Here is an 18,140-nt window from a genome sequence, read left to right on the forward strand (position 1 = left end):
GGCTTGGCATGGCAAAGGGAAGCACTATTAAGATAGGGTTGAAGTGTGCAGAATGTGGTGATATTAACTATAGCACCACTAAAAACACAAAGACAAATACAGAAAAACTGGAGCTCAAAAAGTTTTGTCCTCGTTTGAATAAACATACCATTCATAAGGAAGTGAAGCTTAAAAGTTAGGCTTTTGCCTAACTTATAGGTCAGTAGCTCCAATGGTAGAGCGTCGGTCTCCAAAACCGAATGTTGGGGGTTCGAGTCCCTCCTGGCCTGCCACGGAGATTTGGTAGTCTGTAGTGAAAAAAGAAAGAGATGCAAATGATAAAAAAGATAAAAACCTATTTTCAAAGTGCGAATGAAGAACGTTCAAAAGTTATATTTCCTACGAAAGAGCAGATTCGAAATGCGTTTGTCTCTGTGTTGATTGTAGTAAGTGTAATTACTTTATTTTTAGCATTAGCGGATTGGATTTTGTTTCATTCTGTATCGATAGTTTTATAATATTGTTGTGGAGAGGTGACACTTGGAGTGGTATGCTATACAAACGTATTCTGGTAGTGAGAGGTCAGTAGGTGAAGCAATCCGCAATCTTATTAAAGAAAACCAGATGCAAGATAGATTCGGTGAAGTTGTTGTGCCTACCGAGTCTATTATTGAAGCAAAGAAAAAGATTGTAGATAGAAGCCTCTATCCGGGCTATGTATTTATCCAAGTGGATTTGGATACAAAGCTTTGGCATATGATTCAATCTTTGCCGAGAGTTGGACGTTTTATTGGCGAGAGCAAAAAGCCCACACCTTTGAGCGAAGCTGATATTGCTAAGATTCTAGAAAAAGTGAGGAATCCTAGTGCGCCAAAACCGAAAATTTCTTTTGAACACGGCGAGGTTGTGCGCATTATTGATGGTCCTTTTGTGAATTTTACAGGCACGGTGGAAGAGTATGATTTAGAGCATAAAAAGCTTAAGCTGAATGTTTCTATTTTTGGACGCAATACTCCTGTTGAAATTTTATATTCACAAGTGGAAAAGATTATTTAAATTTGTTAGTAAAGGAAGGAATACGCAATGGGTAAAAAAGTTGTTGGTGAGTTGAAATTACAAATTCCAGCAGGGAAGGCAAATCCATCTCCTCCTGTAGGTCCAGCATTGGGTCAAAGAGGTGTGAATATTATGGAATTTTGTAAGGCGTTTAATGAGAAAACAAAGGATATGGGTGATTTCAATATTCCTGTTGTGATTACTATTTACCAAGATAAAAGCTTTACTTTTATCACAAAAAAGCCTCCTGTAACTGATCTTATCAAAAAGGCAGCTAAAATTACAAAAGGCTCTGATAACCCTCTCAAAAATAAAGTTGGGAAATTGACAAGAAAACAACTTGAAGAGATTGCCCAAACCAAAATGGAAGACCTTAACGCTTCTAGCATTGAAGCTGCGAAGTTAATTGTCGCGGGAAGTGCAAGAAGTATGGGTATTGAAATCCAAGATTAGAAACGGAGTTGTTTATGGCTAAGAAGATTGCAAAGAGACTACAAGCGTTACAAGCAAAGGTGGATTCTCAAAAAATATATGATGTGCAAAGTGGCGTAAGCGCGGTTAAATCTTTAGCTTCTGCTAAATTTGATGAGACGGTTGAGGTAGCATTACGTCTAGGGGTTGATCCTAGACACGCTGATCAAATGATACGCGGTGCGGTTGTTTTACCACACGGGACAGGCAAAAAGGTGCGTGTAGCTGTGTTCGCAAAGGGTGTGAAAGCAGATGAAGCAAAAAATGCTGGAGCAGATGTGGTTGGAGCTGATGATTTAGCAGATGAAATAAAAAATGGCAATATTAATTTTGATATTGTTATTGCTACGCCCGATATGATGGCTCTTGTAGGTAAAGTTGGTAGAATCTTGGGACCAAAGGGTTTAATGCCAAACCCAAAAACAGGCACAGTTACAATGGATGTAGCCAAAGCAGTTTCTAATGCTAAAAGTGGGCAGGTGAATTTTAGAGTGGATAAGAAGGGTATTATCCACGCGCCTATTGGTAAGGTTTCTTTTGCTGAAGATAAGATACGAGACAATATGCTTGAGCTTGTGAGAGCAATCAATAAGCTAAAACCAACTTCAGCAAAGGGCAAGTATATCCGTAGTAGTTCTCTGTCTTTGACTATGAGTCCAGCTATCAAGCTAGATTCGCAAGAACTTATGGATATGAAATAAACTTTGCGTATCACATTTATCTTAGACCAAAGAACTTGGGGGCTTAGGCTTAAAAACTACCCTAGGTGAGGTTTTGGGCTGAAAGGAGGAAAAATGACTAAGCAAGATAAGATTCGGATTGTTGAGCATTTGGGTTCTGAATTTAAACAGGCTTCAGCCTTTATTGTATGTGATTATAAGGGTTTACGAGTAAGCCAAATTGAAGAGTTGAGATGTGCTTCAAGGGCTGCAAACATTAAAGTGCAAGTGATTAAAAACACTCTAGCAAGTATTGCAATTAAGAAAGCGCAGTATCCTGATTTAGAGTTAAAGGACACAAATATCTTTCTTTGGGCAGATGATCAAATCATTTTGTCCAAGATTGTTTGCAAATTTGCAGACGCTCATAGTGAGCACTTTGCTCTAAAATTTGGCGTGTTTGATGGAGAGATAGTCGATAGCAAACACATCGTGTCTGTTTCCAAGCTACCAAGTAGAGAAGAGCTTATTGGTATGTTGCTTTCTGTATGGACTGCACCAGCTCGCTACTTTGTTACAGGGCTTGATAATTTGAGAAAGCAAAAAGAAGAAAATTAACACAATAAAAGGAGTGTAAAATGGCAATTTCTAAAGAGGAAGTATTAGAGTATATTGGGAATCTTTCTGTGTTGGAGCTTTCAGAGCTTGTAAAGGCTTTTGAAGAAAAGTTTGGCGTGAGTGCTGCGCCAACCGTTGTGGCAGGTGCAGCAGCGGGTGGTGTAGGTGCAACAGCAGCTGAAGAGCAAACCGAGTTTAATGTTATACTTGTCGATGCAGGTGCGAATAAAATCAATGTGATTAAAGCAGTGCGCGAAATCACAGGTTTAGGTTTGAAAGAAGCAAAAGATGCTACAGAACAAACTCCAAGCACACTCAAAGAGGGTGTGAGCAAAGAAGATGCACAAAACTTCAAAAAGAAGCTTGAAGATGCAGGAGCAAAGGTCGAAATCAAATAATTTTTGACATTCTCTGCTTTTTATAAATCGCCAAATCTTAGTTGCTAAGGTTTGGCTTTTTGCATTTATGGAATATTGTAAAAATACTTTATAATTTCGTTAGGTTTTTTTAGAGTATTTTGCTCGTTTTAACCCCCAAAGAAGGATACGACTTATGGCACATAATATAAAACTTAAAAATAGACTCCGAGCTGACTTTACAAAAAATCCTCAAAGCATTGATGTTCCTAATCTTTTGTCGCTTCAAAGGAATAGTTATGATGATTTTCTTTGCATTAGTGGTGAGAAGGAATCTGGCATTGAGCGAGTTTTCAAGTCCGTTTTTCCTATACAGGATAATCAAAACCGCATTACACTTGAATATGCAGGTTGCAAATTTGGCAAGCCAAAATATACAACAAACGAAGCAATGGTGCGCGGTGTAACCTATGCCATTTCATTGCAGATTAAAATTCGCCTTGTGCTGTGGGAAAAGGATGAAAAAACAGGCGAAAGGCTTGGTGTAAAAGATGTGAAAGAGCAAAACATCTTTGTGCGTGATATTCCACTTATGACGGATAGGACAAGCTTTATTATTAATGGTGTGGAGCGCGTGGTAGTAAATCAGCTTCATAGAAGTCCGGGTGTGATTTTTAAAGAAGAAGAGTCAAACACATCATCAAATAAGCTCATTTATACTGGACAGATTATCCCTGATAGGGGTTCGTGGCTGTATTTTGAGTATGATTCTAAAGATGTGTTATATGCACGTATCAATAAACGCAGAAAAGTGCCCGTTACGATTATTTTGCGTGCTATGGGATACAGCAAACAAGATATTATTAAGATTTTCTATCCTTTACAGAATGTCAAATATAAGGGAGGAAAGTATCTTATTCCATTTGATGTAGATAGTATTGGCAATCGTGCGGAATTTGACATTAAGGACGCTAAGGGTAATCTTTTAGTTGTTTCAGGTAAGCGACTTTCTGCAAAAAAAATCAAAGAACTCAAAGAGGCGAAGATTGATCTAATCGAATATCCTGTTGCGAATCTTACAAATAAGTTTTTGGCTCAACCGATTGTGAATGCACAAGGTGAGGTGATTTTTGATACACTCACACAGCTTGATGAGAGTAAACTCAAAAAGCTGTGTGATCTTAAGATTAATGAATTTGTGGTTGCCAATGATAGCGCGGCTGGAGTGGATAATTCAATTATTAATTCTTTCATTGCCGATGCGGAGTCACTTAAAATGCTCCGCCAAAATGAGAAAATTGATGATGAAAATGAGCTTGCCGCAATTAGAATCTACAAGGTAATGCGCCCGGGTGAGCCTGTAACAAAAGAAGTGGCTAAGAGCTTTGTGCGACAGCTTTTCTTTGATTCGGAACGTTATGATTTAACACGTGTTGGTCGTATGAAAATGAATCATAAACTTCAAATTAATGTCCCTGATTATGTTACTGTGCTTACCCACGAGGATATTATCAAGACGATTCAATATCTTTTAAAAGTCAAAAATGGCTTGGGTAAAATTGACGATAGAGATCACTTGGGAAATCGTAGAATCCGCTCTATTGGGGAGCTTTTGGCAAATGAACTTCATACAGGACTTGTGAAAATGCAAAAGGCTATCCGTGATAAGCTTACTTCGCTGAGTGGCACCTTTGATACGATTATGCCTCACGACTTAGTTAATGGTAAGATGATTACAAGCACGATTATGGAGTTTTTTACCAGCGGGCAACTCTCGCAATTTATGGACCAGACCAATCCTTTGTCTGAAGTTACACATAAGCGTCGTCTTTCTGCGCTTGGTGAAGGTGGGCTCGTAAAAGACAGAGTAGGTTTTGAGGCAAGAGATGTGCATCCTACACATTATGGTAGAATCTGCCCTATTGAAACGCCAGAAGGGCAAAATATCGGGCTTATCAATACGCTTTCAACTTATACGCGCGTGAATGATTTGGGATTCATTGAGGCACCTTATAAGAAAGTGGAAAATGGTGTTGTGAGCAATGAAATCGTCTATCTCACTGCCGCACAAGAGGAGGGCATAGTAATTGCTCCAGCAAGCACAGAGGTAGATAAGAACGGGCACATTGTTGAGGAATTGATTGAGACTAGAAAGGACGGCGAGATTATTTTGAGTGAGAAATCAAAAGTCCAGCTTATTGATTTAAGCCCTCGTATGCTTGTGGGTGTGGCAGCCTCTTTGATTCCATTCTTAGAGCACGATGACGCTAACCGCGCTCTTATGGGTTCAAATATGCAACGTCAAGCTGTGCCTTTGTTTAAGCCAGATGCGCCGGTAGTTGGGACGGGTATAGAGCAGATTGTTGCTCGAGATTCTTGGGAGGCGGTCAAGGCAACTCGCGGAGGTGTTGTGGAGAGAGTAGATTCTAAAAATATCTACATTTTGGGCGAGGATGGCAACGGCGCGTATATTGATCATTATCATCTCGGCAAGAATCTCCGCACAAATCAAAATACTTGCTTCTCGCAACAGCCCATTGTGCGTGTGGGGAATAAAGTAGAGGAGGGGCAAATCATCGCTGATGGTCCAAGTATGGATAATGGCGAGCTTGCATTAGGTAAAAATATCCGCGTAGCGTTTATGCCGTGGAATGGATATAACTTTGAGGACGCGATTGTCGTGAGTGAAAAGCTCATCAAAGAGGACGCTTTTACGTCAATTCATATTTATGAGAAAGAAATCGAGGCAAGGGAGCTTAAGCACGGCATTGAGGAGATTACTGCCGATATTCCCGGCACCAAAGAGACAGAAACCGCGCACCTTGATGAAAGTGGTATTGTGCGTATAGGGACTTATGTAAGCGCGGGTATGATACTTGTAGGGAAAGTTTCTCCAAAAGGTGAGGTAAAGCCAACACCAGAAGAGCGACTTTTGCGTGCGATTTTTGGAGAAAAAGCTGGACACGTGGTAAATAAATCTCTTTATTGCCCACCTTCGCTTGAAGGAACTGTGGTTGATGTAAAAATCTTCACTAAAAAAGGTTATGAAAAAGATGCTCGTGCGATGAGTGCACACGATGAGGAAAAGAGTGTGCTTGATGTCGAGCACCACGACCGTTTGACGATGATTCAACAAGAAGAGTCTTTGCGAATCGCCGCTATGCTATCTAAAGAAAAACTCGCGAGTGATGCAAAGGTAGCTGATAAGGTGTTTAAAAAAGGTGTGCAGATTCCAAAAGAAGAGCTCAGTAACTTCAATCCATTTATGCTAAGCACCCTTCTTAAGAGTTACTCTAAAGATGTGCAGGTACGTTACGAGCAGATTAAAACAAATTTCTTAGAGCAAAAGAAAACATTGGGCGAGGAGCACGAAGAAAAGCTTTCTATCCTAGAGAAAGATGATATTTTGCCAAGCGGTGTTGTGAAGCTTGTAAAAATCTATATCGCTACAAAGCGCAAACTCAAAGTGGGTGATAAAATGGCAGGACGGCACGGAAATAAAGGTATCGTCTCAAATATCGTGCCTATGGTGGATATGCCCTATACCGCCGATGGTGAGCCTGTGGATATTGTGTTAAATCCTCTTGGTGTGCCTAGTCGTATGAATATCGGGCAGATTCTAGAAGTGCATTTGGGGCTTGTTGGGAAGAATCTAGGTAAGCAAATTAATGATATTTTTGCCTCTCAAACAAAGCAATGGGTTGATACCTTGCGCACAAAGATGATGGAAGTCGCGCAGGTTGTGAATGTCGATGATAAAACAATGGTTGATTTTCTTAAGAGAATAGATGATGAAAGCTTGATTAATTACGCCAAAGATTGGAGCAATGGCGTTAAGTTTGCTATTCCAGTGTTTGAGGGTATTAAGCAAGAGCAGTTTGATAAACTTTTTACTTTGGCAAAAATTGATACAGATGGCAAAACAGAGCTTTATGATGGCAAGACGGGCGAAAAGATACGTGAGCGCGTGAATGTGGGCTATATGTATATGCTCAAACTTCATCATTTGGTTGATGAAAAAGTCCATGCACGAAGCACAGGACCTTACTCTTTAGTTACACAACAGCCTGTTGGAGGAAAGGCACTCTTTGGTGGGCAGCGTTTTGGAGAAATGGAAGTGTGGGCTTTGGAGGCTCACGGCGCGGCTCATACGCTCAAAGAAATGCTTACGATTAAATCTGATGATACAGAGGGGCGAAAAGCTGCGTATAAGGCGATTACAAAGGGTGAGCATGTTGGAGAGAGTGAGATCCCAGAGACCTTTTATGTTCTTACAAAAGAATTGCAGTCTCTTGCGCTTGATGTGAATATCTTTGGTGATGATAAAGACGAAAATGGCATATCGGTGCCTATTGTTATTAAGGAAGATGATAGACCAAAAGATTTCAAATCTTTCCAACTTGTATTGGCAAGCCCAGAAAAGATTCTCTCTTGGAGTAATGGAGAAGTAAAAAAACCTGAAACAATTAATTATCGCACTTTAAAACCTGAGCGCGATGGATTGTTCTGCACTAAAATTTTTGGTCCAGTGCGTGATTATGAATGTTTGTGTGGCAAGTATAAAAAAATGCGCTATAAGGGTATCGTATGTGAAAAATGTGGTGTTGAAGTTACAAAAGCAAAAGTGCGCCGTTCTCGTATGGGGCATATTGAACTTGTCGCGCCTGTGGCACATATTTGGTATGTAAGCTCATTGCCTAGTCGTATAGGGACATTATTAGGCGTGAAGATGAAGGATTTAGAACGCGTGTTGTATTATGAAGCATATATTGTTAAATCACCCGGTGAGGCATTCTATGATAATGAAGGCTCAAAACCTATTCTGAAATATGATGTGCTAAATGAAGAGCAGTATCAAAGTATCAATCAACGCTTTGAGCATACCGGCTTTGTAGCACAAATGGGTGGGGAGGCGATTAAGGAATTGCTTGAAGAGCTTGATTTGGTGATGCTTTTAGAATCTTTGCGCAAGGAGATTCGCTCCACAAATTCAGAAGCAAAGAAAAAGACGATTGTTAAGCGTTTGAAGGTTGTAGAGAGCTTTATTAACTCTGGCAATCGCCCAGAGTGGATGATGCTTACTATTTTGCCAGTGCTTCCACCTGATTTGCGTCCTTTGGTGGCACTTGATGGCGGAAAATTTGCGGTGAGCGATGTGAATGACTTGTATCGTCGGGTGATTAATCGCAACCAACGCTTAAAGCGACTTATGGAGCTTGATTCACCAGAAATTATTGTACGTAATGAGAAAAGAATGCTGCAAGAATCTGTTGATGCGCTTTTTGATAATGGTAGAAATGCAAATGCGGTTAAGGGCGCGAATAAGCGACCACTTAAATCATTGTCTGAAATCATCAAAGGTAAGCAAGGTAGATTTAGGCAGAATTTACTCGGTAAGCGTGTGGATTTCTCTGGGCGAAGCGTTATTGTCGTGGGACCAAATCTTAAAATGGACGAATGTGGATTGCCTAAAAATATGGCACTAGAGCTGTTTAAGCCACATTTGTTTGCCAAACTTGAAGAAAAAGGTTATGCGACTACATTGAAGCAAGCTGTAAAAATGGTAAATCAAAAGACAAATGAAGTTTGGGAATGTTTGCAAGAAATTGTGCATGGTTACCCTGTGTTACTCAACCGTGCACCGACTTTGCATAAACAATCCATTCAGGCATTTCATCCTAAACTCATTGATGGTAAGGCGATTCAGTTGCACCCGCTTGTATGTTCAGCTTTTAATGCCGACTTTGATGGTGATCAAATGGCGGTGCATGTGCCTCTTTCACAAGAAGCGATTGCAGAATGCAAGATTCTTATGCTTAGCTCAATGAACATCTTACTCCCAGCAAGTGGAAAGGCTGTAGCAGTGCCGAGTCAAGATATGGTCTTGGGCTTGTATTATCTCTCGTTAGAGAAAAAGGGTGTCAAAGGCGAGCATAAAATCTTTGCAAGTATTGATGAAATCATTATGGCGATTGAAATGGGTGAGCTTGATATTAATGCACGTATTAAGACTGTGTATGAACGCAGAGTGATTGATACGACTGCGGGACGTATGATTTTGCGCTCAATTTTACCTGATTTCGTGCAACTCAATTTGTGGAACAAGATAATGAAGAAGAAGGACATAGGGGCTTTGATTGACTATGTCTATAAAGAGGGGGGCTTAGGCATTACAGCGACTTTCCTTGATAATCTTAAAAATCTTGGATTTAAATACGCAACAAAAGCGGGTATTTCTATTTCAGCAGCAGATATTATTATCCCTCACGATAAGATTTCTATGATTGATGATGCAAAAGAGGAGATTAAGAAAATTCAAAGCCAGTTTGAGCAGGGACTCCTTACTGCACAAGAGCGATACAATAAGAGTATTGACATTTGGACGGAGACAAGCGAGAAAATGGGTAAATTAATGATGGAAAAAGTCAAAACCGACAAAGATGGCTTTAATTCTATCTATATGATGGCGGATTCTGGAGCGAGAGGAAGCGAGGCACAAATTCGTCAGCTTTCCGCGATGAGAGGACTTATGGCAAAACCTGATGGCACGATTATTGAAACGCCTATCACTTCAAACTTTAAAGAGGGCTTAAATGTGCTGGAATATTTTAATTCTACGCACGGCGCGAGAAAGGGTCTAGCCGATACTGCACTTAAAACTGCAAATGCTGGGTATCTCACAAGAAAGCTTATTGATGTAAGCCAAAATATGAAAGTTACAATCGAGGATTGTGGCACACACGAGGGTGTAGAAATTACGGATATAACGGTGGGGAGCGATATGATTGAACCACTTGAAGAACGTGTAATTGGGCGCGTATTGGCGCGTGATATTATTGATCCTATTGCGAATGAGATTCTATTGAGTGAGGGAGTGTTAATTGATGCAGCTATGGCAAGACGCATCAAAGAAGCCAATGTCAAGTCTGTAATGATACGCACTCCTGTAACTTGTAAGGCAACTAAGGGCGTATGTGCTAAATGCTACGGATTGAATCTTGGCGAATCTCAAATGGTAAAACCGGGTGAAGCTGTAGGTGTACTTGCTGCACAAAGTATTGGTGAGCCGGGCACACAGCTTACACTGCGAACATTTCACGTGGGTGGTACAGCAAGTAGAAGCACAGAAGAGAAGCAAATTATTGCTAAAAAAGAAGGCTTTATACGCTATCACAATATCCGCACTTATACGAATAAAGAGGGGCAAAAGATTGTGGCAAATCGTAGAAATGCCGCAATTTTGGTTGTTACGCCACGCATTAAGGCAGCGTTTGATGGAGAAGTGCAAGTAGAAAATGTGCATGATGAGGTGCATATTACGATTGTGGGTGACAAAAAGCAGTCCGTTACTTATCGTGTGCGTAAAGATGAAGTTGCTAAGCAAAATGAACTTGCCGGTGTGGCAGGGAAGATTGAAGGTAAGATTCTTGTGCCTCATGAGAGTGGATATAAGGTCAAGGCTGGTGGAAGCGTCGTAGATACGATTGTGGATAATTGGAATGTGCCTGCTCGCATACCTTATGGGAGTGTGCTTAAGGTAGAGGATAATGCACCTATTTCCCAAAGAATTACAGCTAAGGAAAAGGGCATTGTGAAATTCTATACCTTGCATGCTGATACGCTCGAGCGGAACCACGATGTTAAAGCTAGTATGGTGGTGAGTGAAAAGGGTATGTTTGCAGTAATTGCAGATTCAAACGATAGAGAGGCTATCCGCCACTATATCGCACGCACTTCGAAGATTCTAGTTGATGATAATAGTGAAGTGGATATCAATACACTCATATCTGAGCCAATATCAAGTGAGCAAATTGTGATTGCGGAATGGGATGCATATAGTGAGCCAATTATTGCAGACCAAGCGGGAGTTGTATCCTTTAGGGATATTATCGCTGGTCTCACTGTGAGCGAACAAGAGGATGAAAACACACATCAAAAGAATCTTGTGATTAATGACTATGTGCCAGCAGGTTATAAGCCTATGCTTGTGATTACGACAAAAGATGGTAAGGAAATATCTTATCGCTTAGAATCTCGCACATCTATCGCGGTCGATGATGGCGATAAGGTTGAAGTGGCGGATGTTATTGCTAAAGTGCCTAAGGCGTTGGCAAAATCAAAAGACATTACTGGCGGTCTCCCGCGCGTTACCGAGCTATTTGAGGCGAGAAAGCCAAAAGATACAGCCATTCTATCAGAGATTGATGGAACCGTGAGCTTTGGTAAGCCTATACGAGGTAAGGAGCGTATTATCATTACTTCAGAAGATGGCAGGGTAGCTGAATATGCGGTGGATAAAAATAAAAAGATTCTAGTCCATGAGCAAGAGTTTATTCACGCTGGAGAGGCTATGACTGATGGTATCATTTCAAGTCATGATATTTTACGCATCAGTGGCGAAAAAGAGCTTCATAAGCATATTGTAAGTGAAGTACAACAAGTCTATCGCCGACAAGGTGTGAGCATTGCTGATAAACATATTGAAATTATTGTTTCCCAAATGTTGCGACAAGTTAAAATCGTTGATAGTGGCAATACAAAATTCATTGAGGGAGACTTGGTAAGTAAGCGACACTTTAGAGAGGAAAATGAGAGGATCTTGAGTATTGGTGGAGAACCTGCAGTGGCTGAACCCGTGCTACTTGGTATTACTCGTGCGGCTATTGGAAGTGATTCTATTATTTCGGCCGCAAGTTTCCAAGAAACGACAAAGGTGCTCACAGAGGCAAGTATTGCTGCCAAGAGAGATACACTTGATGACCTTAAAGAAAATGTCGTGCTTGGGCGTATGATACCAGTAGGAACAGGTTTGTATAAGAACAAGAGGCTATCATATAGATATGATGAGCAAGATGAGGGCGAACTCGAGGAAGAATAGGCAATTTGTTTATTTTCTAAGAGAAATAAAAGTTTTTGTTGGGTAAAATCCCGCATTTTTTATTTTCAAATTCACACAAAAAGGAAATGTCAGTGCCAACCATAAATCAGTTAATTAGGAAAGAGAGAAAGAAAGTTATCCGTAAGACGAAATCTCCAGCATTACTAGAATGCCCACAAAGGAGAGGAGTATGCACACGTGTTTATACTACGACACCTAAGAAGCCAAATTCGGCATTAAGAAAAGTCGCTAAAGTAAAACTTACTTCTAAAGTGGAAGTGATTAGTTATATTCCGGGTGAAGGGCATAATCTCCAAGAACATTCCATAGTGCTTGTAAGGGGCGGTCGTGTGAAAGACTTGCCGGGGGTAAAATATCATATTATTCGTGGTGCATTAGATACTGCAGGTGTTGCGAAAAGAAGCGTTTCGCGTAGTAAGTATGGTGCAAAAAAAGCCAAAGCTAGTGGCGATAAAAAGTAATTTAAGGAGAGGATAATGAGAAGGCGAAAAGCTCCAACAAGAGAGATTCTAGGGGACCCGATTTATAACAATAAGGTAGTAACAAAATTCATTAATAAAATGATGCTTGATGGCAAAAAAAGCGTGAGCGAGAGAATTATCTATGCTGCTTTTGATAAAATTGAGGAAAAAAGCGGTGAAAAAGGTATAGAGGTATTTGAAAAAGCCCTTGAACGTGTTAAACCTCTTGTAGAGGTAAGAAGTCGCCGTGTAGGTGGAGCGACTTATCAAGTACCTGTTGAAGTGCGCCCAGCGCGTCAGCAGTCTCTATCTATTCGTTGGTTACTTGAGGCTACACGCAAGAGAAATGAACGCACAATGGTAGAGCGTTTGGCGAGTGAGCTCGTAGATGCTGCGAATGAGCGAGGAGCGGCTTTTAAGAAAAAAGAAGATGTGCATAAAATGGCTGAAGCAAACAAAGCTTTTGCACATTATCGTTGGTAGCATAAAGGAACTAGAATGGCAAGAAAAACCCCTTTAGCAAGAATTAGAAATATTGGTATTGCTGCTCATATTGACGCAGGTAAAACAACAACTTCAGAGCGAATTTTATTTTATACAGGTGTGAGTCATAAGATTGGTGAAGTGCATGATGGTGCGGCAACTATGGATTGGATGGAGCAGGAAAAAGAGCGCGGGATTACCATTACCTCTGCTACTACAACTTGTTTTTGGCGAGATTATCAAATCAATCTTATTGATACACCCGGACACGTTGATTTTACCATTGAAGTGGAACGTTCTATGCGCGTGCTTGATGGAGCTATTGCTGTATTTTGTTCTGTGGGAGGTGTGCAACCTCAAAGTGAAACCGTGTGGAGACAAGCGAATAAATATGGTGTGCCTCGTATGGTTTTTGTCAATAAAATGGATAGAATCGGTGCAAATTTTTATAGTGTTGAAAGTCAAATTAAGCAACGTTTAAAAGCTAATCCTGTGCCCATTAACATTCCCATTGGTGCAGAAGAGAATTTCAAAGGTGTGATTGATTTGGTGCAAATGAAAGCCATTGTATGGAATGATGAATCAATGGGAGCAAAATATGATGTAGAGGAGATTCCAGCCGAATTAGTTGAAAAAGCTAATGAATACCGAGAAAAATTACTTGAAGCTGCAGCAGAACAAGATGAGGCTTTAATGGAAAAATATCTTGGCGGCGAAGAATTGAGCATTGAAGATATTAAAAAAGGCATAAAAATTGGTTGTTTAAATATGAGTCTTATCCCTATGCTTTGTGGTTCAAGTTTTAAGAATAAAGGAGTGCAAACACTTTTAGATGCTGTGGTGGATTATTTACCTGCTCCTACTGAAGTAGCAGAGATTAAAGGCATTGATCCCAAAAATGAATCTGAACTAAGCGTAGAATCTAGCGATGATGGTGCATTCGCAGGGTTAGCATTTAAGATTATGACTGACCCATTTGTGGGGCAACTCACTTTTGTGCGTGCATATCGGGGTAAATTAGAATCTGGTAGTTATGTGCTTAATTCAACAAAAGGCAAGAAAGAACGTGTAGGACGACTTTTAAAAATGCACTCTAATAAACGTGAGGATATTAAAGAAATCTATGCAGGCGAGATTTGTGCATTTGTAGGTTTGAAAGACACGGTTACAGGCGACACACTTTGTGATGAAAAAGTGCCTGTGATTTTAGAACGTATGGATTTCCCAGAGCCTGTGATTCAAATTGCCGTAGAGCCAAAGACAAAGGCTGACCAAGAAAAAATGTCTATCGCACTTGGCAAACTTGCTGAAGAAGACCCGAGTTTTAGAGTAAGCACACACGAAGAGACAGGACAAACGCTTATTGGCGGTATGGGCGAGCTTCACTTAGAAATTATTGTTGATAGATTAAAACGTGAGTTTAAAGTAGAAGCAGAGGTGGGTGAGCCACAAGTTGCCTTTAGAGAGACAATTCGCACTGCAGTTGAGCAAGAATGTAAATACGCTAAGCAATCAGGTGGGCGTGGGCAGTATGGGCACGTGCATATTAGGCTTGAGCCAAAAGAAGCAGGCACAGGCTATGAATTTGTGAATAATATTAGTGGTGGAGTTATTCCAAAAGAATATATTCCAGCTGTTGATAAGGGTATTCAAGAAGCAATGCAAAATGGTGTGCTTGCAGGATATCCCGTAGTGGATTTTAAAATAACACTTTATGATGGAAGCTATCATGATGTGGATTCATCTGAAATGGCGTTTAAAATTGCCGGCTCTATGGCATTTAAAGACGCTTGCCGTAAGGCAAACGCAGTGCTATTAGAGCCTATGATGAAGGTTGAGGTGGAGGTCCCTGAAGAGTATATGGGCGATGTCATAGGAGATTTAAACAGAAGGCGAGGGCAAATCAACTCAATGGACGACCGTATGGGCTTGAAAATTGTGAATGCTTTTGTTCCCTTAGCTGAAATGTTTGGATATTCTACTGACTTGCGTTCAGCTACACAGGGTAGAGGCACATATACAATGGAATTTGACCACTATGGTGAAGTGCCAAGTAATGTTGCCAAAGAAATTATCGAAAAGAGAAAGGGTTAATGATGAAAAAGCTGATTTTTGTTCTAGGTTTGGGTTTGGTTCTTGTAGCGTGTGGAAACAAAGATGACGCGGCAAAAGATGAGTCTCCAGCTCCTGTTGAAGTTATAGAGGAAGTAGAAGTTGTTGTTCCTGTGGAAGAGGCAAAAGACGATAAAGCAGAAGTTACGGAAGAAGTAGGTAAAGCTACTACAGAATCTACAGAAGAAGCAAAAGATGAGGAAGCTTCAAAAGAAGAAACAGCTCAATAATTTGATTTTCCTCTCGTAAAGTGCGAGAGGAAACAAAAGGATGTATTATGTATAAAACTCTTCTTTTCTGTGTTGTTTTTGTGCTATTTTGTGCTTGTTCTAATGAGAAAAACCAAGAGAGCAAAGAAACACGAGATTTTCAATCTAGTAGCCAAGCTTCACTAGATAGTGAGCAACCATCTTTAGACGATGACACACGCGTAGAGGTTACTATCCCGCAAGATTTACAGAGTGCAGAAACATCTACTGAATCTAGCACAGGTGAAGAGGTGCAGGAGGCTACCGCACTGGATGCGGCGACACTATATGCGAGATGTGCGGCTTGCCACGGTAAAGACGGCAAGAGTGTTGCACCCGGTAGTGTCGGTGGCGTGCTTATTGCTTCAATGAATAAAACTCAAGTGGTTGAATCACTCAAAGGTTTTCGTTCAAGAACGCTTAGTAGAGGTGGCAATTCCGTGATAATGTATATGCAGGCAAAGAATCTAAGTGATGCGGATATTGAGGCTTTGGCGGAGTATATTGACGCCTTTTAGGCGACTTAATGCACCCCCCAGACATTCTTTAGAATCTTTGTGTTGAATGGAATTTGCACTTCAAACACTTTCTTTTGTGTAATAATAAACCTGTAAATTTACAATACAAGAGGACTTAAGAGATTTTAAATGACAAAGTAGCACAAGAGTTAGGAGATTTGTGCCACTTAAAAAATAAATCCTCTATGTATCGTCCTTTGATTTGCTAGGAAAATCTAGCAAAAGTATAAAATATGAGATACACACAGATGGGCTATATGAATGTGGCTGGGGGGGGGTTAAAAGCATTGCAAGAGTATTTTTATCTATTGGAACAAGAGAGTGATATATCTTACGCTGCTTTATTTGAAAAATTTTCAAATAAAGTTTCTTTAAAAGATACCAAAGAATAAAATACAAGAAGCGAGAAAGATTCTGTAAGATTTAAGAACGATGATGAAGTTTGATGAGATGAAAGCAAAAGCCCTAAAATAAGAATTTTTAGAAAAGAATTGGATACCCAAGCTCTATTTTGGCAGATGTGGCAATAGCTTTTGCAAGCACGGATAAAATCTAAGCCAGCATAACAAGAGATTGCTAGAATAAGATGCAAGTAACGCACAAAGTGCAGTGGTAAGGTTTGAAAACTCACAAAATGGCTATAATATCGCTACATTTATTGACTATGCAAGGTTGTTGGGCTTAAGGAATTATGATTAATTTGCGGTAGTTTTTTGGCGAGGGTGGCTTTATACGCCCTCATCACACTCTTAAGAATTTCGCCTATTGCAAGAGATTCTAATATTTCAAGGCTTGGTCATTCTTTGTTGCTTAAGATAAAAGACATTGATTTGTTTTGTGGGTTTTTGCATTTGCTTGACATACAAATCCCCTTGATAGTTTAGTATGAATTATCGCCATTTTGGATTATGGACTTAGAAATCCTTTGTGTTTGTATCATATCAAGTTTTACGAGGCATTTTGATAGCATTTTAAGCGACATATCTGTTTCTGTACTTTAAAATCTGGTATAAGCAAGATTAGAGTCTTGCGCGGCTAGGACACAAAATGCAGGATAATCAAATAAACAATGTGAAAATTGCAGATTTTACATTTAATACAATAAAGCCTTACTCCTCCTTGCAAAGCTCATCACGCATAATCACCTGAATAGTTTTAATCCCTACAAATGCGATAATACAGCTTGTCAGCACGAGTGAGAAAAAGCTTAGAAAATAATAGGGTGTAAATTGGGTCTTTTCATATGCCACGAGCAGTGCAAGAGTGAGTGCGGCAAAGGGGAAAGTGAAAGCCCACCACGAGATAAAAAACTTAATTTTATAAAAATTTCGCGCAAGAGCAAAAAGAATAATGGCAAAAATAATGGCGACATTTAGCAAAAACTCGGCAATATAGTCAAAATCATCGCCGTTAATTCTAAGATAGCTCGTCATCGCAATTGCCGGAGGCGCGATGAAAATTGCTAATGTCGGCAAGAATTTTTGCGCAAGCATTCCGTGAAAAATAATGCGGTTAAACAGCACAGCAGTGAGGACAATCCAAAAGAAAATTCCCAAAGAAAAGAAAAACATAAGGATAGGGTGGCTCACAAAATCCGCCCCCGTGGTTGGCACAAGCAGATTGCCTACGACAGGGACAAACCACGCGGGATTGGAATGTGAGAACTCAATATCTCTATTGAGCCAATAGGTAATTGCATAAAAAGCGATAAAAATTTGAAAAATAGCTCCAATGGTAAAAAGAGCAAAAGAAACATTTGTAATTTCGTGGAATATGCTAGAGAAGAGCAGGATAGACATTGAGATTGTTGCAAAGAAATTGAGCTTAACAGGGTGAGAAAATTCACCCAAAACCACGCGTGGATATTTCAAAAGTTTCAAAAGATAGAATCCAAAAATTACACACGCCAAAGTGGCGACAACCATAGAGAGAATTTGATATAAAACAGGTGGAAACGCCAAAACCTCCACTGCCTTTTTATAGTCAATCGTAAGCCCACCAAAGCCCATTGTAATGGCAAACATCATAACAGGAAAATATTTTAATTTAGATTGTGAATCCTCTTCCATTTGCAACTCTTTCTTGCCCCAAGGGCTTATGTGGAATACACCAATGTGTTGAGTGCAATTATATCCCTTTTTGTTATGTTTTTTAAGCTTCCTTATCTAAACATACAAATTTATACACATTTTCAAGCATAAATCAAATACTTTAAAACACTTCCTACAACCTCCCTATTTCTCTACCTAAAAGATAGAAAAATGTTACTTTTCTCTATAC

The 18,140-nt window shown here is 40.0% G+C and carries 15 protein-coding genes and 1 tRNA gene; 15 read left to right on the top strand and 1 reads right to left on the bottom strand.

Annotated elements, in window-relative coordinates:
* Positions 1-8: 8 nt before the first annotated feature.
* From rpmG to LS67_RS09640, 15 genes are all read left to right on the top strand, one after another.
* Positions 9-179, top strand: a complete 171-nt coding sequence (gene rpmG, locus LS67_RS06775) for a 50S ribosomal protein L33 (RefSeq protein WP_034326279.1) — start codon at positions 9-11, stop codon at positions 177-179.
* A gap of 17 nt (positions 180-196) precedes the next feature.
* Positions 197-272, top strand: a tRNA-Trp gene (locus tag LS67_RS06780).
* Between the two features lie 45 nt (positions 273-317).
* On the top strand, positions 318-497 hold the full coding sequence (gene secE, locus LS67_RS06785; protein WP_034326310.1) for a preprotein translocase subunit SecE: 180 nt from the start codon (positions 318-320) through the stop codon (positions 495-497).
* Positions 498-519: 22 nt separating this feature from the next.
* Positions 520-1,035 carry a transcription termination/antitermination protein NusG gene (gene nusG / locus LS67_RS06790; protein ID WP_034326277.1) on the top strand — a complete coding sequence of 172 codons (516 nt, stop codon included), beginning with the start codon at positions 520-522 and terminating at the stop codon, positions 1,033-1,035.
* 27 nt (positions 1,036-1,062) lie between these two features.
* Positions 1,063-1,488, top strand: a complete 426-nt coding sequence (rplK, locus tag LS67_RS06795) for a 50S ribosomal protein L11 (RefSeq protein ID WP_034326276.1) — start codon at positions 1,063-1,065, stop codon at positions 1,486-1,488.
* 14 nt (positions 1,489-1,502) lie between these two features.
* Complete coding sequence (gene rplA / locus LS67_RS06800; protein ID WP_034326274.1) at positions 1,503-2,207, top strand: 50S ribosomal protein L1; 705 nt, start codon at positions 1,503-1,505, stop codon at positions 2,205-2,207.
* A 93-nt stretch (positions 2,208-2,300) separates the two neighbouring features.
* Positions 2,301-2,783, top strand: a complete 483-nt coding sequence (gene rplJ, locus LS67_RS06805; RefSeq protein WP_034326272.1) for a 50S ribosomal protein L10 — start codon at positions 2,301-2,303, stop codon at positions 2,781-2,783.
* A gap of 20 nt (positions 2,784-2,803) precedes the next feature.
* Entirely contained in the window at positions 2,804-3,181 is a 378-nt protein-coding gene (gene rplL / locus LS67_RS06810; protein WP_034326271.1) for a 50S ribosomal protein L7/L12, read from the top strand.
* 154 nt (positions 3,182-3,335) lie between these two features.
* On the top strand, positions 3,336-12,017 hold the full coding sequence (locus LS67_RS06815; RefSeq protein WP_034326269.1) for a DNA-directed RNA polymerase subunit beta/beta': 8,682 nt from the start codon (positions 3,336-3,338) through the stop codon (positions 12,015-12,017).
* Between the two features lie 92 nt (positions 12,018-12,109).
* On the top strand, positions 12,110-12,499 hold the full coding sequence (gene rpsL, locus LS67_RS06820; RefSeq protein WP_034326268.1) for a 30S ribosomal protein S12: 390 nt from the start codon (positions 12,110-12,112) through the stop codon (positions 12,497-12,499).
* A gap of 15 nt (positions 12,500-12,514) precedes the next feature.
* Positions 12,515-12,982, top strand: coding sequence for a 30S ribosomal protein S7 (gene rpsG / locus LS67_RS06825; protein WP_034326266.1), 468 nt, complete (start codon positions 12,515-12,517; stop codon positions 12,980-12,982).
* Positions 12,983-12,997: 15 nt separating this feature from the next.
* A complete protein-coding gene (fusA, locus tag LS67_RS06830; RefSeq protein WP_034326264.1) occupies positions 12,998-15,076 on the top strand; it encodes an elongation factor G in 2,079 nt (692 codons plus the stop codon).
* Positions 15,077-15,078: 2 nt separating this feature from the next.
* Entirely contained in the window at positions 15,079-15,324 is a 246-nt protein-coding gene (locus LS67_RS06835) for a hypothetical protein (protein ID WP_034326262.1), read from the top strand.
* 47 nt (positions 15,325-15,371) lie between these two features.
* The gene (locus tag LS67_RS10195) at positions 15,372-15,860 is read left to right on the top strand and encodes a c-type cytochrome (protein WP_081953908.1); all 489 of its coding nucleotides are present in this window, start codon (positions 15,372-15,374) and stop codon (positions 15,858-15,860) included.
* A 233-nt stretch (positions 15,861-16,093) separates the two neighbouring features.
* The gene (locus LS67_RS09640; protein WP_161594484.1) at positions 16,094-16,252 is read left to right on the top strand and encodes a hypothetical protein; all 159 of its coding nucleotides are present in this window, start codon (positions 16,094-16,096) and stop codon (positions 16,250-16,252) included.
* A gap of 717 nt (positions 16,253-16,969) precedes the next feature.
* Here the strand turns inward: LS67_RS09640 and LS67_RS06845 are convergent.
* A complete protein-coding gene (locus LS67_RS06845; protein WP_034326261.1) occupies positions 16,970-17,929 on the bottom strand; it encodes an SLAC1 anion channel family protein in 960 nt (319 codons plus the stop codon).
* Between the last annotated feature and the right edge of the window lie 211 nt (positions 17,930-18,140).

The organism is Helicobacter sp. MIT 03-1616, from assembly GCF_000765685.2.
Lineage (GTDB): Bacteria > Campylobacterota > Campylobacteria > Campylobacterales > Helicobacteraceae > Helicobacter_C > Helicobacter_C typhlonius.